This is a genomic window from Herbaspirillum huttiense, assembly GCF_047300815.1.
Classification (GTDB): Bacteria; Pseudomonadota; Gammaproteobacteria; order Burkholderiales; family Burkholderiaceae_D; genus Herbaspirillum; species Herbaspirillum huttiense_A.
This window is the reverse complement of the sequence record NZ_CP178608.1, coordinates 3,841,286-3,861,685: the sequence shown is the minus strand read 5'-3', so window position 1 is coordinate 3,861,685 and position 20,400 is coordinate 3,841,286. Positions and strand designations below refer to the sequence as shown.

Genomic DNA, 20,400 nt, shown 5'->3' with positions numbered 1-20,400 from the left:
ATGCCCATCGAAGCGATCGAACCGCAGCGCTTGTACCGGCAGATCAGCGACCAGCTGCGCAAGCTGATCGTGGAGGGAGAATTCGCCGTCGGTTCACGCCTGCCGTCCGAGCGTGAACTGTCGGTGCAGCTGGGCGTGAGCCGGCCTTCGCTGCGCGAAGCGCTCATTGCGCTGGAGGTGGAGGGCTACATCGAAGTGCGCATGGGCTCGGGCATCTATGTCTGCGCGCCGCCCATGCAGCGCGAGTTGCGGCATGACCTGTCCGGCGAGGAAGGGCCCCTGGAACTGCTGCGCGCGCGCGAAATGATCGAAGGCGAAGTGGCCTATGCCGCCGCCCAGCATGGCAGCAAGCAGCAGATCGCGGCCATCGAGGAAGCCTACGCGCTCATGATCGCGCATGCCGAAGCGGGCATCGATCCGCTCGACGCCGACCGCCTCTTTCACATCCGCCTGGCCGAGGCCACCGGCAACAGCGTGCTGGTGGGGCTGGTGACGCAACTCTTCGATGCCCGCCTGGGTCCGCTGTTCGAGCGCCTGCACAGCCACTTCGACGGCACCCGCGTCTGGCAGGAAGCCATCGAGGAACATGGCCTCATCATGCAGGCCCTGCGCGCGCGCAATCCCGAGCAGGCGCGCGCGGCCATGCGGCGACACATGGACATCGCCTTCACGCGCTACAGCGCCAATCTGATCCGGGAATACGGCAACCGCCAGCAGCAGGAGAGCGCGCCGCGCAAACGGCCCGCCCGCAAAACATCGCTTCAGTTGAAGTAGGTGCGCGCCATCTCAAAGCGGCGCGAGAAATAGGGATTGTCCATGCGCGTGATGTGCACCTTGCCATTGGTGGAGGGCGCATGCACGAAGCGGCCGTCGCCGAGGTAGATGCCCACGTGCGAGAAGGGACGGTTCTGGGTATTGAAGAACACCAGGTCGCCCGCGCGCAACTGCGAAGGATCGATCTGGCGGCCCTGGCGGGCGATGTCGGCGGCACTGCCGCCGATGCGGTAATTGGCGGCCTGGCCGAAGATGTAGCTGACCATGCCGCTGCAATCGAGACCCGCCGACGGATTCTTGCCGCCGAAGCGGTAGCCGGTATCGATCAGCGAGAGCGCATAGAGCGCCACTTCATTGCCATTGTCGGTAGCCGGCAGCGCCGGTGCCTGCGATGGCGGGGCGCCGGGCAGCCGGGCGATGGGGGGCGCGGTCGGCGCCGTGCCGCAGGCGGCCAGCACCAGCGCCGCACAGAGCGCGGCCAGTGCCGACAGGGAAGAGGGCGCAGCGGCCCCGTGCGTCCATGCCATCCTTGCGCGCCCCCTCATTGCTTACTTCCCGATCTTGGCCAGGACGTCTTCCAGCATGGAGAACATCTGGTCGATCTCTTCCTTGGTCACGTTCAGGGCCGGCATGAAGCGCAGCAGGTTGGGGCGCGGCGAGTTCAGCAGCAGGCCCACCGGTTCCAGGTTGCGTGCGGCTTCGACGATCTGCGGGCCGATGTCGCGGCCCAGTTGCAGGGCGCGCAGCAGGCCTTCGCCACGCTCGCCTTCAAAGCCGTACTTCTCGGAGATTTCCAGCGAACGCTGGCGCAGGTACTGGCCGCGCTCGCGCACCGATTCCATGAAGCCGGGCTTCAACAGTTCCTTGATCACGGCCACGCCCACGGCGGTCATCAGCGGGTTGCCGTTGTAGGTGCCGCCTTGTTCGCCGGCTTCGAAGCAGGCGATTTCTTCACGCGCCAGCAGGGCCGCCAGCGGCACGCCGCCGCCGATGCCCTTGGCCAGGGTCATGATGTCCGGTTCGATGCCGGAGTGCTGGTAGGCGAACAGCTGGCCGGTACGGCCCATGCCGGCCTGCACTTCATCGACGATGAGCAGCAGGTTCTTTTCCTTGGTCAGGCGACGCAGGCCTTGCATGAATTCCTTGGTCGCCGGGATGACGCCGCCTTCGCCCTGCACCGGCTCCAGCATCACGGCCACGGTGTGGCTGCCGATGAGCGCTTCGACGCTGGCCAGGTCATTCAGGATGGCCTTGGGGAAGCCCGGCACCTGCGGGGCGAACATGGTATCCCAGCCGTCCTTGCCGCTGGCCGACATGGTGGCCAGGGTACGGCCGTGGAAGCTGTGCTTGAAGGTGATGATCTCGAAGCGCGAGGAGCCATCGGCGGCCGGGTTCTTCTTGCCCCACTTGCGGGCCAGCTTGATGGCGCCTTCGTTGGCTTCAGCACCGCTGTTGGCGAAGAACACGCGGTCGAACACCGAATTGGCCGTCAGCAGCTCGGCCAGTTCCATGGAGGGCGCGTTGTAGAAGGCCGGCGACGGGTTGATCAGTTTCTTGCTCTGGGCGTTGAGCGCATCGGCGATACATTGCGGCGAGTGGCCCAGGGTGTTGACCGCCCAGCCTTGCAGGTAGTCGAGATAGCGCTTGCCGTTATGGTCGGTCAGCCACATGCCGTGGCCTTCGGTGAAGACCAGCTCGGGGCGGTTGGTGACATACATCAGCTTGTTGGTGTCGGACTGGTTCAATTGCATCGAAAGGCTCCTGCAAGAATAGGGTGATTGGGAGGGTGGTGCAGACCGTTGCTGACACATGAGCACTAAGCGCTAGGCGGCAGGCGCACGACAGACCCAAAATGGCGAATAAAAAAAAGCCACAGGGTTTGCCTGTGGCTTCGCGATTCGTTTCACTTCACGCGCGCAGCAGCAAACCTTTCTCAGGTTGGCTGCGGCGTCGTAAGAATGTGGCGTTGGCGATCATGCGGTGAAGTTTAGGACGTTTTGCGCAGAGCGTCAAAAAGAAATTTCCCGCCGGAGCCGCTTGCAGGCGCATCAGGCGGGCCACCGTTGCAATTTCATCGCATCTCGCCGGGCCGCGCGGCATCAGGCTTGCGCGGCATCTTCGCAAATGTGCGTGACGCCGGCATGACAGCACCGGCGCCCGCACCCGGCCCGTCAGGCGGCCGGGGTGTCCGAGACCGCCTTGGCCAGGTCGGCTTCGGAAGTGAAGGAATCGGCGTAGAACTCGTCTTCCGGCAGGCCGCATTCGGCGCTGAAATCGCGCTGTGCCGATTCCACCACGACCGGCGCGCCACAGGCATAGACCTGGTGGCCCGACAGGTCGGGGAAGTCTTCCATCACGGCGCGGTGGACGAAGCCGGTGCGGCCGCTCCAGTTGTCATCGGCCTGGGCGTTGGAGACCACCGGCACGTACTTGAAGTTGGGCAGGTCCTGCTCCCACTGCTGGCACAGGGCGTTCATGTACAGGTCCTGCGGGCGGCGGCCGCCCCAGTACAGGGTCACCGGGCGCTTGGAGCCGGCATGTTCCAGCTGCTCGACGATGGCCTTGATGGGCGCAAAGCCGGTGCCGGAGGCCAAGAGGATGATGGGCTTGTCGGAATCCTCGCGCAGGAAGAAGGTGCCCAGCGGGCCTTCGATACGGAGGATGTCGCGCTCCTTCAGGGTGGTGAAGACCTGGTCGGTGAAGAGGCCGCCCGGCAGGTGGCGGATGTGCAGGCTCATGTGCTCATCCTTGTGCGGGGCGGTGGCCATGCTGTAGCTGCGGCGCTTGCCGTCGCGCAGCAGGAATTCCACATACTGGCCGGCCTTGTACTGCAGGCGGTCATTGGCCGGCAGTTGCAGCGAGAGGATGATGACGTCGTCGGCCACCTTGTCCAGCTTGGCCACGCGCACCGGCAGCTTGCGCACCGGGATCTCGCCCACGCCGGCCACTTCGCGGGCCTCGATGGTGACGTCGCTGTGCGGCTTGGCCACGCAGAACAGGGCATGGCCCAGCTGCTGCTCGTGCTCCGAGAGGGCGCGCACCTGGTGCGGACCGTGCTCGACCTCACCCGAGACCAGCTTGCCCTTGCAGGAGCCGCAGGCGCCGTTCTTGCAGCCGTAGGGCAGGCCGACGCCGGCGCGGATGGCGGCGGTGAGGATGGATTCGCTGGCGTCGCAGGAGAATTGGCGACCGCTGGGCTGGACTGTGACTTGGAAACTCATACAATTCTGCTTCTGAATAAATTTGGATTGAACACCGTGAAAAAACTGGGCCTGCCCCGCGTACTGATCCTGGGCTGCGGCGATGTCGGCCTGCGGCTGGTGCCACTGCTGCTGCCGCGCTACCGCGTACTGGCCGTGACCAGCAACCCGGACCGCCGCGCCGAACTGCGCGCCGCCGGGGCCATTCCCGTCGTGGCCGACCTGGACGCCCCCTTGACGCTGGGCCGCCTGGCGCGCCTGGCACCGACCATCGTGCATCTGGCTCCGCCGCAGTCCGAGGGCCGCATCGACCGCCGTACCCGCAATTTGGCCGCCATTTTACCCGAGGGCGCGCGCCTGGTTTATGTCAGCACTACCGGTGTCTACGGAGATTGCGCTGGCGCAAGTTTCGACGAGACCCGTAGCGTGCGTCCGCAGAACGCCCGCGCCGTGCGCCGTGTGGACGCCGAAACCGTGCTGCGCGCCTGGGCCCGGCGCCGCCACGGCAAGCTCTCCATCCTGCGCGTGCCGGGCATCTACGCCGCCGACCGGCTGCCGCTGGAGCGCTTGCACAAGGGTCTGCCGGCCCTGGTGGCGCAGGAGGACGTGCATACCAACCACATCCACGCCGACGACCTGGCCCGCATCTGCCTGGCGGCGATGCGCCTTGGCGCGCCCAACCGCGTCTATCACGCCGTGGACGATACCGACCTCAAGATGGGCGACTACTTCGACGCCGTGGCCGATGCCGCCGGTCTTTCCCGTCCGCCGCGCCTGCCGCGCAGCGAGCTGGAACGCAGCGTCTCGCCGATGATGCTGTCCTTCATGTCGGAATCGCGCCGCCTCCACAATGCCCGCATCAAGGAGGAGCTGGGCGTGCGGCTGCGCTATCCCGATGTACAGAGCCTGTTGGCCCAATGGCAGGTGCAAAGGCTGACGAAGGGCTGACGCCTTTATGCGTTTTGCCCACCTTTCTTATTCGAAATACGAATAAGCATACGATTTTTAAGTAGTTGTTTTGCATAGCCGCCCTCAGTACAGTGCATGCCTGACTAAAAGGGGGCGGCTGCACGGCCGGTTCCGGGCGGATTGACGCACGGATGAACCGATCTGCACCGGGTCCCCTTCCACTATCCCTTGCGCGCGGCCCGTCCGCGGACCACATGAAGCTATCTTTCAACAACGTCGCCAAGCGTTTCGGCGACCTGCACGTGATCGAGGAATTCACCCGCGAGATCGCCTCCGGTGAGCTGGTCGCGCTGGTCGGCCCTTCCGGTTGCGGCAAGTCCACCCTGCTGCACATGGCCGCCGGCCTGGAAAAGCCCAGCAGCGGCACGGTCTCGGCCGACGGCCAGGCCATCCGCGGGCCGCATCCCGAGCGCACCCTGATGTTCCAGGAAAATGCGCTCTATCCCTGGCTGACGCTGCAGCAGAACGTGGCGCTGGCACTGGAATTCCAGAATGTCGACAAGAAGAAATCCGCCGACCAGGCCCGCGTCTGGCTGGAGAACGTCAAGCTCAAGGGTTTTGAACATTATTATCCGCACCAGGTCTCGGGCGGCATGCGCCAGCGCGCGGCCCTGGCGCGTGCTTTCATCTCGCAGCCGAAGGCGCTGCTGCTGGACGAACCCTTCGGTGCGCTCGATGCGCTCACCCGCATGACCCTGCAGGATGCCCTGCGCGACCTGATCCGCCAGCAGGGCCCGACCGTGGTGCTGGTGACGCACGATGTGGATGAGGCGCTGTTCCTGGCTGACCGCATCTTCGTGTTCAGCCCGCGCCCGGCCAAGGTCTTGAAGGAATTCAATCTCGTGCATCACGAAAAGACGCACGACCTGTCCGAATTCGCGGCCACCCGCCGCGAAATCCTTTGCTTGCTGGGCATTCACGCCGAGCAGGACGAATTTGCAAAAAACCTGGAAGGGGTAGGAGTATGACACTCGCACGCATCCTGGCACCGGCCATCACCGCCGCTGCCCTGGCTTTCTCCGGCAACGCCTTTGCCCTGGAAAAATTCAAGATCGGCTACCTGCGCGTCATGGACGATGCCCAGGCCATGGCCGCCTATGAAGCCGGCCTCTACAAGAAGTACGGCCTGGATGTGGAACTGATCGAATTCAAGTCCGGTACCGACCTGGTCAAGGCCATCGTCGGCGGCCAGCTCGACAGCGGCGTGTTCGGCTTCTCCAATGCCGTGGCCTGGGCCTCCAAGGGCGCGGACCTGAAGGTGGTCGGCGGTGCGCAGCTGGGCTATCACGCCCTGGTGGCGCGCGAGGATTCCGGCATCAACAAGGTCGCTGACCTGAAGGGCAAGACCCTGGCCTCGCAAGCCGAAGGCAGCACCGCCGACACCGTCCTCAAGGGCGTGGTCCTGCGCGATGCCGGCGTAAAACCCGATGACGTCAACGTCATGGGCGTCTCGCCCCAGGTGGCGGTGCAGTCACTGGTGGGCAAGCGCGTCGATGCGGCCTTCCTGTTCGAGCCGCAGGCGCGCATTGCGCAACTGATCGCGCCGGTCAAGCAGGTCTATGAAATCGGCGAAGTCTGGCCCTTCCCCTGCATGGTCGTCATCACTTCCGGCGAGACCCTGAAGAAGAAACGCGATGCCGTCTGGAAGTCGCTGGATGCGCAACGCGATGCCATCACCCTGCTGCAGAAGAAGCCTGCCGAAGCCTCCAAGCTGATCGCCGGCTACTTCATCGCCGAGCCGACCCTGAAGACCCTGAAGCATGGCGAGATGCTGCGCGAAGACGTCATCCGCGATGCCATCAAGAGCCAGACCTTCACCCCCAAGATCAACAAGAAGGACCAGGACCGCATGCAGGAAATCGCTGATATCCTGCAATCGCAAGGTTCGCTCAAGACCCGCGACGGCAAGCCCTTCGATGTGAATTCCATCACCGACCTGTCGTGGCAGAACGCGCGCAAGCTGTGATGCGGCACTGCGTTTGATCGATTTCCTTTTGTCTTCACCCTGGCCGGACCCTGTCCGGCCATTGTCTTTCCTGTCCTTATGAGCTCACAGCGTCGCGTTACCGGACTCCGCAAGAAACTGGCCATGGTGCTGGCCATCGTCTTCATCCTTCTGATGTGGCAGATCGCGGCCTGGTCGCTGCCGTCCTTCCTGATGCCGGGCGTGCCCGAGGTGGCCGCGCGGCTGGTGGAGGAGGTCCAGTCGAGCAATTTCCGTACGGCCCTCTTCGGCAGTCTTTATCGCCTGGGCCTGGGCTATGGCTCGGCGCTGGCACTGGGCATCGGGTTCGGCCTGGTCGGTGCGGTGCTGTTCTTCTTCCGTGAAGTACTGAAGTCGGCCATCGTGATCCTGCAATCGATTCCCTCCATTGCCTGGGTGCCGCTGTTCCTGATCCTGATGGGCTTCGGCAACCTGCCCATCGTGGTGGTGGTGGCCATCGCCGCGTTCTTCCCGGCCGCACTCTCGGTCATGAATGCCACCGAGAGCGTGCAGCAGGTGCATGTCTCGGCAGCCCGCGTGATGGGGGCGTCACGCCTGTCCATGCTGCGCCGGGTGTACCTGCCGGCGGTGATGCCCGAACTCATCACCGGGGCCCAGCTGGCTTTCGGCAATGCATGGCGCGCTCTCATTTCCGCTGAAATGCTGGTCGGTTTCGGCAAGGGCCTGGGCCGCACGCTGGCCTACTCGGGCGAGACGGCCGACATGATCGGCGTGATGGCCAACATCCTCACCATCGCCATCCTGGCCGCGCTGATCGACCAAGTGATCCTGGAAAACCTCAAGCATCGCCTGCTCAAGTACCAGTACGTCTGAAGCCATGCCCGCCATGCACACCCTTGTTCGCTTCACCTTGCTGGTATCGGCCTGCCTGTCCATGGGGGCCGCCCAGGCCGGCGTGCTTGATGATGCGCGCCGCAGCGACACCGTGCGCATCGGGCTGGACCACGTGCCGCCGGTCTACAAGGGCGGCATGAAATTCCGTACGCCGGAAAACATCGCCATCGTGCCGGCCGAGGATCTTGCCGCGCAATGGAAGCTCAAGGCCGATTTCCAGCCCACTACGCAAGACCGCGCTGCACTGAAGGGTGTGCGTCCTGATGTGGCGCTCACCCGCATCGATGCGGCCCAGGCGGGCGCGGCCGACGTCATCACGGTCCCGACCGGCTACAGCGCTGGCGGCATGGCCATCATGCGCACCGATACCACCATCCGCAAATGGGAAGACATGAAGGGCCGCACCGTCTGCGTTTCCGCCGGGTCGCCCTATGTCGGCACCCTCAGTGCGCGCTACGCCGCCATCGAGAAAGTGATGCCGGCTCCGGCTGATTCCCTGCTGGCCGTGCGCATCGGCCAGTGCGATGCCGCCGTGCATGACGACACGCTCATGAAGGCGCTCCTGAAGCTGCCCGAATGGAAGAAATTCTCAGCGCAGCTGCCGCCGGTGAGCCGCCAGGCGCTGGTGCTGCAGGTGCGCGGCAATGACCCGGCCGACCTGGCCGCCGCACGGCAACTGGCCGCGCGATGGAACGATGCGTTCTGGGACAAGGCCATCAAGAAATGGGTCAACAACGTCGCCTTCGAGGTCTACCTCGACCAGAACGTGCCGGATTGCCACTGAGGCCTCTTGCCGGCGTGGCAAGGAAGTTGCCACGCCGATATCGATACGGTGGGATTTCTTGACAGGCGGGCAAGCCGCTGCGTACCGGCTGCACAAAATTCCCGCCATTTCAGGATTTTCCCTGTGGCAGAGCGCGGCAATGGGCGTAACATAGTCGGCATTCGCACTACTGGAAGGCACATCCTGTCGCCGCCAGTCGTCATTCCTCAGCCTTCGTTTCAAAGGGAGCCCATCATGGCCATGGACATTTCCTCTGCCGTCAACGGCGTCGTCTCCGACCCCAACAACAATGCACCGACCACTGGCAAGGCCAATGATCCGGTGGCCGTGCGCCGTGCCGAAGAAGCGGCGGCTGCCTTGAAGGCCGAGCAGCGCCGTCTGGAAGAAATCCAGGCCGATGAAACCCGCGCCGAAAACGCCCGCCAGGAACGCAATCGCCGCGAGCAGGCTTCGCGCAATGCGACCGGCGAGATCATCGGTACGACCGTCAATTCGGTGGCCTGATTCCTGTCTTGCCGATGACGTGAATTGGCCGCGCATTGGCCAATGAGCGGCCAATTCCGGATTCTTAACCTGGATTCAACAAAGCCCGCAACGCCCGGTACAAGGGCGTTGCGGGCTTTGTCGTTGGTGCAGCGTGCAGCTCGGATCAGTGATTCTGCCCCGGCGCATTCAATGATCCCAGCAACCAGGTTTCTGCCATGTCGATCTGGTTGATGAGCATCAGGAAGGTCTCGTCATTGATGCGCTGTTCAGCGCGCAGGTAGTGCACTTCCAGCCGCTCGGCGCGGATCGCCTCCAGCCGCAGTTCACGCTCGAACTGCTTGAAGCGGTTGGCCGCGCGCTGGGTTTCTTCCGAATCGCTCTCCGCATTCATGCGCATGCGATAGGTCGCCAGCAGACTGCCGCTGACTTCCATCAACAACGCCAGATCGGATTCATCGAGATTGACGCCGATGCGTTCCTGCGCCTCCTCGATGGTGCGCACGGCCGCCTCCGACAGGCGCAGGCGCGCCATCATTTCCTCGGCGCGGCGGCGCTTGACCTCGGCATCGAGCTGCAGGTCCTTGAGCATCCACGGCAGCATGAAACTGCCGAACAGCAGCGAGCACAGGATCACGCCGGTAGCGAGAAAGATCAGCAGGTCACGCGCGGGGAAGGGCGTATGTTCCTTCAGCAGCAGCGGGATCGACATCACGCCCGCCAGCGTGATGGCCCCGCGCACGCCGGAGAGCGCCGCGATGCTGATGAGCCGCAAATCGAACTTGCGGTTGCGCCCGCTCTGGCCGCGCACGGCAGAGGCAAAGCGGCGCATGCGCAGGTTGATCCAGACCCACACGAAACGCAGCACGATCAGCGCCACCGTGATGGCCAGGATATAGACGAACAGATGCCACACCGGCACATTGCCCGCCATCTGCGCATCCACGTGGGCCAGGCTGACGATGCCCGGCAATTGCAGGCCCAGCAGCAGGAAGGACATGCCGTTGAAGACGAATTCGAGCATGGTCATGATGCTGCGTCCCTGCAGCCGCGTGGCCGCCGATTCGCCGCCGGCCGTCTCCAGATAGGGCATCAGCATGCCCGCCGCCACCGCCGCCAGAATGCCGGACAAACCAAAGTGTTCGGCGAAGATGTAGGCCGTGAAAGGGATCAGCAACAGCAGCACCACCTGGATGCCCGGCTCGTCACCGGCCCATTCGATGATCTTGCGGCGGATCAGCCCGAAGCCCCAGGCCACGATCAGCCCCACGGCAATGCCGCCGGCGGCGATCAGCACGAAGGAAATGCTGGCGTCCAGCAGCGAGAAGGTCCCCGTGATGACGGCGGCAATGGCGAACTTGAAGGCCACCAGGCCGGACGCATCATTCATCAGCGCCTCGCCCTCCAGCACGTGCTGCATCGAGGCCGGCAGGCGGCCCTTGCCGACGATGGACGAGACCGCCACCGCATCGGTGGGCGAGAGCACGGCCGCCAGCGCGAAGGCCGAGGGCAGCGAGATGACCGGGATCATCCAGTGGATGAAGTAGCCCACGCCCACCACCGTGAACATCACCAGACCCAGGGCCAGCGCCAGGATGGGGCGCGCCAGGCGGAAGAACTCGCGCTTGGGCATGCGCCAGCCATCGGTGAAGAGCAGTGGCGGGATGAACAGCAGCAGAAACAGTTCCGGATCGAAGCTGATGCGCAGGCCGAACATGGGCATGGCCAGCACCGCACCCAAGGCGATCTGGAACAGCGGCAGCGGCAGCTTGAAGGGAGCCAGCCGCGCGACCACGCCCGAGACGGCGACGGCCAGCAGCAGGATCAGGACGGTGAAGACGATTTCCATGAGGCAGCAGGTGGTGTTCTTGTGATGAGGCGCGGGTGGGTCAGACCGGCAGGGCTGCAAGGAGTTGCAGGCGCGTTGCAGGCGCGTTGCAATGACTTGCAACAAGCTTGCAAGTATACGGTACCTGCGCGGCACAAGCTCGGCAGCAATGTACCACTGCATCAGGAGAAGGCGCGGACAAAAACGACGATGCCGGCACAAGGCCGGCATCAGGGAGCGGGGAGGACTGGCGGTGCTTAGTTGCCGGCCTTGGCCAGATAGCGGGCGCGCCAGGGTTTCAAGACCATCAGTGCCAGACAGGCGGTGAGGATGTCCAGCGTAATGGCGGTTCCGAAGACCGGATGCCAGCTGCCGGTCTTCTCATGCATCATGGCCGCCATCGGGCCGCCGAAGATCGAGCCGATGCCCTGCGAGATGTAGAGCCAGCCATAGTTGGCGGTGGCGTTGCGGGTGCCGAAGGTGTCGGTCAGGGTCGAGGGGAAGAGCGAGAAGATCTCGCCCCAGCCGAAGAAGACCACGCCCGACAGCAGCACGAACAGCACCGCATTCTCGCGCGTGGCCAGCCACAGGGCCATGGCCACGCCTTCCAGGGCGAAGGCGAAGAACATGGTGTTCTCGCGGCCGTAGCGATCCGAGACCCAGCCGAAGAAGGGGCGCGTCAAGCCATTGGTGAGACGGTCGATGGTCAGCGCCAGCGGCAGCGCCGCCAGTCCGAACACCATCACGTTGGCCACGCCGAAGTCACGCGCGAAGGTGGCCATCTGCGAGGTCACCATCAGGCCCGAGGTCGACATCATGGTCATCATCACGAACATGAGCCAGAACAGGGGCGTACGCAGCATCTGGCGCGGCGCCAGGTCGAGCTTGCTGGCGGCAATCGCGGGGGCCGGCATGGCGGCTGCATGGCTGGCGTCCGGCGAGCGCAGCGCCTGGGCGGCCAGCACGCCGATCACGGCAAACACCAGGCCGAATTGCCAGAGGGTGGTTTCCAGCCCTGCGCTGGCCAGCGAGGCCGAGATCGGGAAGGTGGTGAGAATCGCGCCCATGCCGTAGCCGGCCGCCACCATGCCCACTGCAAAGCCGCGACGGTCCGGGAACCAGCGCACCATCTGGCCGACCACGCCGACATAGACGATGCCGGTGCCGAGCCCGCCCACCAGGCCATAGGCTAGATAGAACATGCCGATGGTGGAGGCTTGCGCCGCCAGGACCCATGACAGGCCGGACATGAAGGTGCCGATGGCGATCAGGCGGCGCGCGCCGAAGCGCTCGATCAAGCTGCCCTGGAAGGGCGAGAAGAAGGTCTGCAGCACGATCAGCATCGAGAAGGTGATCTGCAGTTCCGACAGCGGCACGCCCAGCTTGGCCGTGAGCGGCTTGGTGAACAAGGTCCACACGTATTGCGGGCTGGAGATGGCCATCATGCAGATCAGGCCGATCAACAGCTGGAACCAGCGGTTGCGCAGCAAGCCCTGCGCGCTCGCCGGGGCGGTTTGGGTGAGGGTGGTCATGCGTTTCTCCTGTACAGAAAGCCAGAGTGGGACGGCCAGCCTTGCCGGATCGGGCAGGATGCCGCTGGACTGAATTTATGTATGCATAAATCCTGCCAGCCACAAAAGCAGCTTTCATGCCATTTGCCTCGTGGCAAATCCGGCACAGGAAAATCGGTTCAATTCTTCTTCGGGAGGGCAAAAACCGGCCTGCGGCCCGCCTTTGAAGCGCAAAGCTTCACTTCTTCAGCCAAAACGCTTGCGCCGGGTGGGTGTCGATGGCGGTGCATTGCCCGGCGCCGGTGCAGCCTGCACCGACTCGGCGCGCACCTGTTCGAGGCGGGCGATGGTGAGGCGTTCGACCACGGTGTGGCTGTCTTCGATATGACGTGCGATCAGCTCACCGGCCAGACCGCCATCGCTGCGGGCGATGGCGTCGAGGATGGCACGGTGTTCGGCGTAGGTGTCATCGATGCAGTCGCCATAGGCGAAGTCCAGGCGCCGCATGATGCGCAGCTGGTTGGCCAGCTGGCGATAGACGGTATCGGCCTCGGGGTTGCCGGCCGCCTGCACCAGCGCGCAGTGGAAGGCTTCGTCCAGGGCCGCCACGGCCAGCCCGTCGGGCAGGCGGTCGCTGGGGGCGCACTGCCAGATCGCACCTTGTTCGGCCACCAGCTGCTGGCGCACGGCCGGGGCGATGCGCGGGGAGCACAGCTTGCGCACGGCGTGCAGTTCCAGCATCTCGCGCAATTCGTAGAGGGAGGCGAAGCGCGCCAGGTCGATCGGCACCACTTCCCAGCCGTTGCGGAAGTGGCCGCGCACCAGGCCTTCGCTTTGCAGGCGCATGAGCGCTTCGCGCACAGGGGTGCGCGAGACCTGCAGCCGCTCGGCCACGTCGTTCTCGGCAAAGCGGTCGCCGGGCAGCAGGCGGAAGGCGTAGATGTCATCGCGCAGGCTGGCATAGACCGTGTCGGTGAGCTTGCCGGCACGGCGGGTGGCGAGATCGGCGGGCGCTTGGCTGGACGTCATGAAGGAATTGGCTGGGCGGGTGGACGGGGTTGGCGGCTATCTTAACGCGGGGGTGGGGGCGGATGGAAGCTGCACCGCGCTGCTAGCGCTTGCCCAGCACGGTAATACGCTGCTTGGGCGAAGGTTCGGCCAGCTCACGCGCAATGAAATCCACAAAGCTGCGCACCCGCGTCGACAGCTGCTGGCGCTGCGAATACACCGCAAAGATATCCGCATTGGGCGTCTGCCAGCCCGGCAGCACCTGCACCAGCCGCCCCTGTTCCAGATAGCTGCGGATATCCCACTCGGCGCGCATGAGGATGCCGTGCCCGTCCAGCGCCCACTTCACCGCGATCTCGCCGTCATTGGTGGTGAGGTTGCCGCGGATCTTGACCGTCTCCGTCTTGCGCGAAGCACCGCTGCCCGAGGACAGCTTCCACACCCCATAAGCCTCATCGCCCTGTCGGATGCCCACGCAATTGTGTTTGGCCAGGTCATGCGGCGTCTGCGGCATGCCCCTGCGCTTGAGATAGTCCGGCGAGGCGCACAGCAGCCGCGCATTGGACGCCAGCCGCCGCGCTACCACCCGGGTATCGGGCGGCTCTCCGAAGCGGATGCAGATATCGAAGCTGTCCTCGGTCAGCGGCGGCGGCATCACCGACAACTGCAACTGCACCGATACCTGCGGATGGCGCGTCACGAATTTGGAAATCACCGGCGCCACATGGCTGCGCCCGAACCCCAGCGTGGCATTGACCCGCAGCAGGCCTTCCGGGCGGCGTTTGGAGCTGCCCAGCAGTTCGGACAATTCATCGATCTGGTCGAGGATGCGGCGCGCGTGTTCCAGATAGAGCTCGCCCTCGGGCGTCAACATCATGCGGCGCGTGGTGCGGTTGACCAGCGGCACGCCGGCCCGCGCTTCCATCAGCGTGAGGTGCTTGCTGACCGCCGCCGTGGTCAGTCCCAGCTCGCGCCCGGCCGCAGAGAGACTGCCAGCCATGGCCAGCACGGAAAAGAAACGCAGGTCGGCGGGAAGAACGGTGTCCTGCATGAAACCTCGCCAGGAAAACAAAACGATTGTTGAATTCAGGTTAAGAATGCTTTAAGTCTAGCACCGGTTCCTGTCCTTTCAGTATGGGTAAAGTAGTCCGCATGCAAAGACGCGGCGCATGCCGTTATTTTGCGAGACCCCACACCGCATCTCATCAAGAAAGGCTGGAGACATGAAAACCTATCGCATCGCAACCATCCCCGGCGACGGCATCGGCAAGGAAGTCATTCCTGCGGGCCGCCAGTTGCTGCAAGCCCTGGCCGCCGCCCGTGCCGACCTCGCCTTCGACTTCGAGGACTTCGGCTGGGGCGGCGACTACTACCGCCAGCACGGCGTGATGATGCCCGCCGATGGCCTCGATGCCCTGCGCGACAAGGACGCCATCCTGTTCGGCTCGGCCGGGGATCCGCACATTCCGGACCACGTCACCCTGTGGGGCCTGCGCCTGAAAATCTGCCAGGGCTTCGACCAGTACGCCAACGTGCGCCCCACGCGCATCCTGCCGGGCATCGACGCGCCCCTCAAGCGCTGTCGTGCGGAGGACCTGAACTGGGTCATCGTGCGCGAGAATTCCGAAGGCGAATACGCCGGAGTCGGCGGCCGCGTGCACCAGGGCCATCCCATCGAAGCGGCCACCGATGTCTCGATGATGACCCGCGCCGGCGTCGAGCGCATCATGCGCTTCGCTTTCAGGCTGGCGCAGTCGCGTCCGCGCAAGTTGTTGACGGTGATCACCAAGAGCAATGCCCAGCGCCATGCGATGGTGATGTGGGACGAGATCGCGGTGCAGATTGCCAAGGAATTCCCGGACGTGAAGTGGGACAAGGAACTGGTCGACGCCGCCACCGCGCGTATGGTCAACCGTCCCGCCACGCTGGACACCATCGTGGCCACCAACCTGCATGCCGACATCCTCTCCGACCTGGCCGCTGCGCTGGCGGGCAGCCTGGGCATTGCGCCCACCGGCAACATCGATCCGGAGCGCCGCTATCCGTCCATGTTCGAACCCATCCACGGCTCGGCCTTCGACATCATGGGCAAAGGCCTGGCCAATCCGGTGGGTACCTTCTGGTCGGTGGTGATGCTGCTGGAACACCTGGGCGAGCACGATGCAGCGGCGCAGGTGATGCAGGCCATTGAAGCAGTCACGGCCGATCCGGCGCTGCATACCGGTGACCTGGGCGGCAAGGCGACCACGGTGCAGGTGACCGAGGCCGTGTGCAGATTCGTTGCCGATGCGGTGCGGGACCGGCAGGCAGCCTGATCGCTGCGTGCATGCGTAATGATTTATATGGTTTTCATCTGCGGGGCCGGGTCGATCAGCACCCACAGTCGCGTGATGCGGCCCTCGCTGACTTCGGCCAGGTCGGTCCCGGTGATCATCACGGGACCCGCGGCCGGGCCTGCGCGCCAGCGCAGCGTCCCCATGCCGTGATGGCCCACGCCGACTCCATCGGCCTGGAAGGAAAAATCGGCGCCGAACTGTTCCAGCAGCGCACCGGCAACGGCGGCGATGGCGTCGCGGCCTTCGACGACGCCTGCAGGCTCGTACATGACGGCATCATCGGCGAAGATCTCCTGAGCCGCGGCGGTGCGTCTGGCCGCATCACGTTCGTTGAAGATGCGGGCCAGGTTGGCGCGCAACAGCGTGTCGAAGTCGGGCGCCGTGTTGGCGGTGACTTGTGCGTCGTTCGTGTTCATTTGAATCTCCTTGCTCATTGAGCGTTTGCGGAAAGCGAAGTCGTAGTCAGTGTGTAGGCGATGGCGCCGATGGTCTTGTGCGATCGCGCGGTGATGATCTCGCCTCAGGCGGTCAGGCCGCCATCGGCGACGATCTCGGCACCGGTCACGAAGGACGCATCGGGCCCGGCCAGGAAGGCCACTACACCGGCGATTTCTGCCGGCTGTCCATAGCGGCCCAGGGCGATGCCGGGGCTGACGATCTGGCTGACCGGACCATCGGCCGGGTTCATGTCGGTATCGGTCGGACCGGGGTGCACGGTATTGACGGTGATGCCTTTGGGACCGAGATCGCGCACCAGGCTGCGGTTGAAACCGGTGATGGCGCCCTTGGTCAGGGTGTAGAGCGAGGCCGTCGGGAAGGCCGCGTAGCGCGTCATCGACGAGCCGATATGAATGATGCGCCCGCCGCTGCCCATGTGGCGCACCGCTTCCTGGGTCGCCACGAAGACGCCTGTGACGTTCACTGCAATCATGCGCTCATAGGTTTGCTCGGTCAGGTCCTCGATGGCGCCGCCCAGGCCCAGTCCGGCGTTGTTGACCAGGATGTCGATGGCGCCGAAGGCGGCCACGGTCTGCGTGACGGCCGCACGCACTGCAATCGCATTGCCGGCATCGGCCTCGATGGCCAGGGCGCGGCCGCCTGCAGCTTCGATCTCGGCGACCACGGCCCGGGCTTTCTCGGGCGAGGCGTTGTAGGTCAGTGCCACTGCGGCGCCATCGGCGGCCAGGCGGCGTGCGATGGCCGCGCCGATGGAGCGCGAGCCGCCGGTGACGAGGGCGACCTTGCCGTTGAGGATTTGCTGTTGTGCCATTTGATTTCTCCGTTCGATGGGTGATGGGATGATCGAAGTATGGCCGCCGGATTATCAACTGATTAGCCCCCAATGAGTCGAAACATTTTCAAGCGTTGGTGTAAGATCGGGCCATGGAAACGCTCGCCAACCTGGAATCCTTCGTCCGCAGCGCCGAGTCCGGCAGCTTCTCGGAAGCCGCACGGCGCCTGGCATTGACGCCTGCAGCCGTGAGCCGCAACGTGGCCATGCTGGAACGCAACCTGGGGGTGCGCCTCTTCCAGCGTTCCACACGGCGGCTCACGCTCACCGAAGCCGGCGAGAAATTCCTGGCCGATATCGGCGGCAACATGGACGCCCTGCAAGCGGCCATTGCGGCCGTCAGCAGCGACCAGGGCGAACCGGCGGGCGTGCTCAAGGTCAGCATGGCGCCGTCCTTTGGCATCGGCACCATCCTGCCGCTGCTGCCTGCTTTCCTGCAGCGCTATCCGGGCATTCGCCCCGAGTGGCATTTCGAGAACCGGCCGGTCGACCTCATTGCCGAGGGCTTTGATGCGGCCATTGGAGGGGGCTTCGAACTGGCGCCCGGCCTGGTATCGCGCGTGCTGCTGCCGGCGCAGGTGGTGGCGGTGGCTTCCCCCGCCTGCCTGCGGCAATGGCCCGCGATCACGCATCCGAGCATGCTGGCCACGGTCGATGGCATCGTCATGCGTTTGGGACAGACCGGCAAGGTGCGGCGCTGGACCCTGCGCAACGAGGCCGGAGAAGACCTCAGCACGGTACAACGTGAGCGCATGGTGCTCAATGATCCGGTGGCCATGCGCGAGGCCGCCCTGCTGGGATTGGGTGTAGCCCTCCTGGCGCTGCCCGATGTGATGCCGTGGCTCAAGAGCGGCGAACTGGTGCGGGTGCTGCCGGGATGGCACGCGCATGCGGGGGATATCTCGATCTACTATCCGACGCGCCGGCTGTTGCCGGCCAAGACGCGCGTCTTCGTCGATTACATCGTGGACGCCTTGCGCCGCGATGGGTTGAAGGATCGGCTGGCTGGCACGCTGGACGGCCAGGCTTGATCCAACTGGGTCAAGCGTGGCGGGTGTTGGTGCGGGCCGGCGAGAGCCTGGCCACCAGTGCCGCCATCACCACTGCCAGCAGCGCGATCCCCGCCGCCAGATAGCCCACCTGACCCGCGCCCCATGACGACAGCGCGGCACCACCCACGGCCGCACCGAGCGCGATGCCGCCATTGGCGGCCGACACGTTGAGCGTACCGGCCAGTGCCTGCGCACCTGAGGCGGCCTTCATCACGCGGATCTGGCAGATCGGATAGAGCGCCGTATTGGCAATGCCCCATACCGCCAGTGCCAGCGCAAAGGCCCAGCCCGCGTGGCTCAGCAACATGCTGCCCGCCATGCCCAGCGCGAGGATGGCGCAGAAGAGGGCGGTGGTGGCGAGCGGCTTCTGATCCACCCACAGCCCGCCGATCCAGTTGCCGACCAGGCCGACCGCGCCAAAGCCCATGAGCCACCAACCGACATGGGCGGGCGCGATGCCGGCCGATTTCTCCAGCATCTCGGCCAGGTAGGTATAGCCGGTGAACATGGCCGTAAAGACCAGCACCGACAGGGCCACATTGGCCAGGAAAAACGGACTCTTCAGGATGCGTGCCTGCGCCGCCATGCCACCGCTGGATGCGCTGCGCACGCGCGGCACGAAGCCGGCGATCAGCGCGGCCACCAGCAACGACAGCAGCGCCAGCAGGCCGAAGGCGGCACGCCAGCCCACGGCCTCCGATACCAGCGTGCCCAGCGGAATGCCGAACAGCATGGCCGCCGAGATGCCCAGATAGACCGTCGAGACCGCACGTCCGCTTTTTTGCGGCCCGGCGATCTGTGCTGCGGTCTCGCTGGCCGTGCCCCAGAACACCGGCAATGCCAGCGCCGGCACCAGGCGTGCGACGGCCAGCACCCAGATGTTCCAGGCGACGGCGGCCAGTGCGTTGGAGAGCGCGAAGATCACCAGGATGGCGATGAAGAGGCGCTTGCGTTCCAGATGCGCCAGGCTGGCCGTGAGCAGCGGGCCGCACAGCATTACCACGACGGCGAAGAGGGTGACCAGCTGCCCGGCACTGGCCACGCTGATGCGCAGGTCCCGCGCCAGCGCGGGCAGCAGGCCAACGATCAGGAATTCAGTGGTCACGATGACGAAGGCAGCCACCGCGAGAATGGCGATCGAGGCACTGCCGCCGCGCGTGTCTTGCGCTGGCGGAGTGCGGGTGCGCGCGGTGGCGCTGGGGGCAACTGGCATCTGAAGGACTCCGTCCGGAAATTGACCCGTCATGGTAAGTGAGAACAAATTTCCACTGCTGGATATAAAATCGTCACTTATCTGGAAAAATATTCCATCTGCGGGAGTGCAAGATGTCACCAATGGAAAGGCTCAAAGGTCTGGAGACCTTTGTTGCCGTCGTCGAAGCCGGGAGCTTCACGGCGGCGGCCGAGCGCCTGCATCTCACCAATTCAGCGGTGGGCAAGGCCGTGGCGCGGCTGGAGGAGCGCTTGAAGCGTCCGCTGTTGCAGCGGGGCCGGCGGCGGGTTGAGTTGACCGATGCCGGTGATGCGTTCTACCAGGTCTGCGTGCGTGTGCTGGATGAGTTGAAGAGCGCCGAGGACATGCTCGCCTCGGATGAGATTGCGCCCTCGGGACGGCTGCGCGTGGACATGCCGGCCACCTTTGGCCGCCTGCGCGGGATGGCCTCGCTGCTGGCCTTTGCGGAGAAGCATCCGCAGGTCACGCCGCAGGTGTCCTTCACGGACCGCTTCGTCGATCTGGTGGAAGAGGGACTCGATGTGGTGGTCCGCATCGGGGGCGGCGACGTCTGGCCGGCCACGCTGGGTTATACCTGCCTCGGTCATGAAGAACTGGTGTTCTGCGCTGCGCCGTCTTATCTTGCCCGCCGTGGCGAGCCACGCACGCTGGAGGAGTTGCAGTCACATGATGCGGTGCTGTATGCGCGTGCGGATGGCAGCAGCAGTCCGTGGCTCATCAAGGAAGGCGACCAGCCGGTGGTGCGGCAGCATGTAGAGGGACGCATCATCCTCGGCCAGGCCGAGGCGCAGGTAGCGGCAGTGCAGGCGGGTTTGGGCGTTGCGCAGCTGGCGACCTGGGTGGTGGAGCAGGCCTTGCGTGAGGGTAGCTTGGTGGCTATCTTGCCTGCGCATGTGACGCAGGGTTTGCCCTTGCACATCGTGTGGCAGCGCAGCCGGGAGCATTCGGCCAAGGTGAGGGCGGTGGTGGGGCATTTTGAGAGGGCGTTGGGGATTGGGGCGGTGATCGAGCCGTGATCGTGCTCCAATGCTGTCTCGGCAGAGCGGCGGCTGGGCATTGATTTGTTCGGGTTTTTTCCGTCGTGACACTGC

General features: G+C 64.8%; 20 protein-coding genes. 10 read left to right on the top strand and 10 right to left on the bottom strand.

Annotated elements, in window-relative coordinates; genetic code table 11:
- Complete coding sequence (locus ACLRDN_RS17685; protein ID WP_413457352.1) at positions 1–774, top strand: FadR/GntR family transcriptional regulator; 774 nt, start codon at positions 1–3, stop codon at positions 772–774.
- On the opposite strand, the gene ACLRDN_RS17680 is transcribed toward ACLRDN_RS17685, so the two are convergent.
- The 3 genes from ACLRDN_RS17680 to ACLRDN_RS17670 all read right to left on the bottom strand — a co-directional run bounded on the left by ACLRDN_RS17680 (position 762) and on the right by ACLRDN_RS17670 (position 3,995).
- Positions 762–1,301, bottom strand: a complete 540-nt coding sequence (locus ACLRDN_RS17680) for a C40 family peptidase (protein WP_413457351.1) — start codon at positions 1,299–1,301, stop codon at positions 762–764. The genes ACLRDN_RS17685 and ACLRDN_RS17680 overlap by 13 nt on opposite strands.
- 21 nt (positions 1,302–1,322) lie before the next feature.
- A complete protein-coding gene (locus ACLRDN_RS17675) occupies positions 1,323–2,525 on the bottom strand; it encodes an acetylornithine transaminase (protein ID WP_034334028.1) in 1,203 nt (400 codons plus the stop codon).
- A 420-nt stretch (positions 2,526–2,945) separates the two neighbouring features.
- On the bottom strand, positions 2,946–3,995 hold the full coding sequence (locus ACLRDN_RS17670; protein ID WP_413457350.1) for a CDP-6-deoxy-delta-3,4-glucoseen reductase: 1,050 nt from the start codon (positions 3,993–3,995) through the stop codon (positions 2,946–2,948).
- A gap of 36 nt (positions 3,996–4,031) precedes the next feature.
- Here ACLRDN_RS17670 and ACLRDN_RS17665 point away from each other — a divergent pair, with 36 nt between their 5' ends.
- From ACLRDN_RS17665 to ACLRDN_RS17640, 6 genes are all read left to right on the top strand, one after another.
- A complete protein-coding gene (locus tag ACLRDN_RS17665; RefSeq protein WP_413457349.1) occupies positions 4,032–4,922 on the top strand; it encodes an NAD-dependent epimerase/dehydratase family protein in 891 nt (296 codons plus the stop codon).
- Between the two features lie 215 nt (positions 4,923–5,137).
- Positions 5,138–5,911, top strand: a complete 774-nt coding sequence (locus ACLRDN_RS17660) for an ABC transporter ATP-binding protein (protein WP_413457348.1) — start codon at positions 5,138–5,140, stop codon at positions 5,909–5,911.
- Positions 5,908–6,909 carry an ABC transporter substrate-binding protein gene (locus ACLRDN_RS17655; protein WP_413457347.1) on the top strand — a complete coding sequence of 334 codons (1,002 nt, stop codon included), beginning with the start codon at positions 5,908–5,910 and terminating at the stop codon, positions 6,907–6,909. Before ACLRDN_RS17660 ends, ACLRDN_RS17655 begins: the two co-directional genes overlap by 4 nt.
- 78 nt (positions 6,910–6,987) lie before the next feature.
- Positions 6,988–7,761: an ABC transporter permease gene (locus ACLRDN_RS17650; protein WP_413457346.1), complete on the top strand. Its 774-nt coding sequence runs from the start codon at positions 6,988–6,990 to the stop codon at positions 7,759–7,761.
- A 13-nt stretch (positions 7,762–7,774) separates the two neighbouring features.
- A complete protein-coding gene (locus ACLRDN_RS17645; protein WP_413457345.1) occupies positions 7,775–8,566 on the top strand; it encodes an ABC transporter substrate-binding protein in 792 nt (263 codons plus the stop codon).
- 234 nt (positions 8,567–8,800) lie between these two features.
- Positions 8,801–9,070: a hypothetical protein gene (locus ACLRDN_RS17640; RefSeq protein ID WP_088754910.1), complete on the top strand. Its 270-nt coding sequence runs from the start codon at positions 8,801–8,803 to the stop codon at positions 9,068–9,070.
- 145 nt (positions 9,071–9,215) lie between these two features.
- Here the strand turns inward: ACLRDN_RS17640 and ACLRDN_RS17635 are convergent, their stop codons facing one another.
- The 4 genes from ACLRDN_RS17635 to ACLRDN_RS17620 all read right to left on the bottom strand — a co-directional run bounded on the left by ACLRDN_RS17635 (position 9,216) and on the right by ACLRDN_RS17620 (position 14,447).
- Positions 9,216–10,898, bottom strand: coding sequence for a Na+/H+ antiporter (locus ACLRDN_RS17635; protein WP_413457344.1), 1,683 nt, complete (start codon positions 10,896–10,898; stop codon positions 9,216–9,218).
- A gap of 236 nt (positions 10,899–11,134) precedes the next feature.
- The gene (gene oxlT, locus ACLRDN_RS17630) at positions 11,135–12,409 is read right to left on the bottom strand and encodes an oxalate/formate MFS antiporter (protein ID WP_413457343.1); all 1,275 of its coding nucleotides are present in this window, start codon (positions 12,407–12,409) and stop codon (positions 11,135–11,137) included.
- A gap of 225 nt (positions 12,410–12,634) precedes the next feature.
- Entirely contained in the window at positions 12,635–13,417 is a 783-nt protein-coding gene (locus tag ACLRDN_RS17625) for a GntR family transcriptional regulator (RefSeq protein ID WP_413457342.1), read from the bottom strand.
- A gap of 82 nt (positions 13,418–13,499) precedes the next feature.
- Positions 13,500–14,447, bottom strand: coding sequence for a LysR family transcriptional regulator (locus tag ACLRDN_RS17620; protein WP_413457341.1), 948 nt, complete (start codon positions 14,445–14,447; stop codon positions 13,500–13,502).
- A 172-nt stretch (positions 14,448–14,619) separates the two neighbouring features.
- Between ACLRDN_RS17620 and ACLRDN_RS17615 the strand changes: the two genes are divergently transcribed.
- Positions 14,620–15,711, top strand: coding sequence for a tartrate dehydrogenase (locus tag ACLRDN_RS17615; protein WP_413457340.1), 1,092 nt, complete (start codon positions 14,620–14,622; stop codon positions 15,709–15,711).
- A 23-nt stretch (positions 15,712–15,734) separates the two neighbouring features.
- Here ACLRDN_RS17615 and ACLRDN_RS17610 read toward each other — a convergent pair whose 3' ends face one another.
- A complete protein-coding gene (locus ACLRDN_RS17610) occupies positions 15,735–16,148 on the bottom strand; it encodes a nuclear transport factor 2 family protein (RefSeq protein WP_413457339.1) in 414 nt (137 codons plus the stop codon).
- A 104-nt stretch (positions 16,149–16,252) separates the two neighbouring features.
- On the bottom strand, positions 16,253–17,002 hold the full coding sequence (locus ACLRDN_RS17605; RefSeq protein ID WP_413457338.1) for a 3-oxoacyl-ACP reductase family protein: 750 nt from the start codon (positions 17,000–17,002) through the stop codon (positions 16,253–16,255).
- A 113-nt stretch (positions 17,003–17,115) separates the two neighbouring features.
- On the opposite strand from ACLRDN_RS17605, the gene ACLRDN_RS17600 reads away from it, so the two are divergent.
- Complete coding sequence (locus ACLRDN_RS17600) at positions 17,116–18,054, top strand: LysR substrate-binding domain-containing protein (RefSeq protein WP_413457337.1); 939 nt, start codon at positions 17,116–17,118, stop codon at positions 18,052–18,054.
- A 10-nt stretch (positions 18,055–18,064) separates the two neighbouring features.
- On the opposite strand, the gene ACLRDN_RS17595 is transcribed toward ACLRDN_RS17600, so the two are convergent.
- The gene (locus tag ACLRDN_RS17595) at positions 18,065–19,288 is read right to left on the bottom strand and encodes an MFS transporter (RefSeq protein WP_413457336.1); all 1,224 of its coding nucleotides are present in this window, start codon (positions 19,286–19,288) and stop codon (positions 18,065–18,067) included.
- A 113-nt stretch (positions 19,289–19,401) separates the two neighbouring features.
- Between ACLRDN_RS17595 and ACLRDN_RS17590 the strand changes: the two genes are divergently transcribed.
- Entirely contained in the window at positions 19,402–20,325 is a 924-nt protein-coding gene (locus ACLRDN_RS17590) for a LysR family transcriptional regulator (RefSeq protein WP_413457335.1), read from the top strand.
- Positions 20,326–20,400 lie beyond the last annotated feature (75 nt).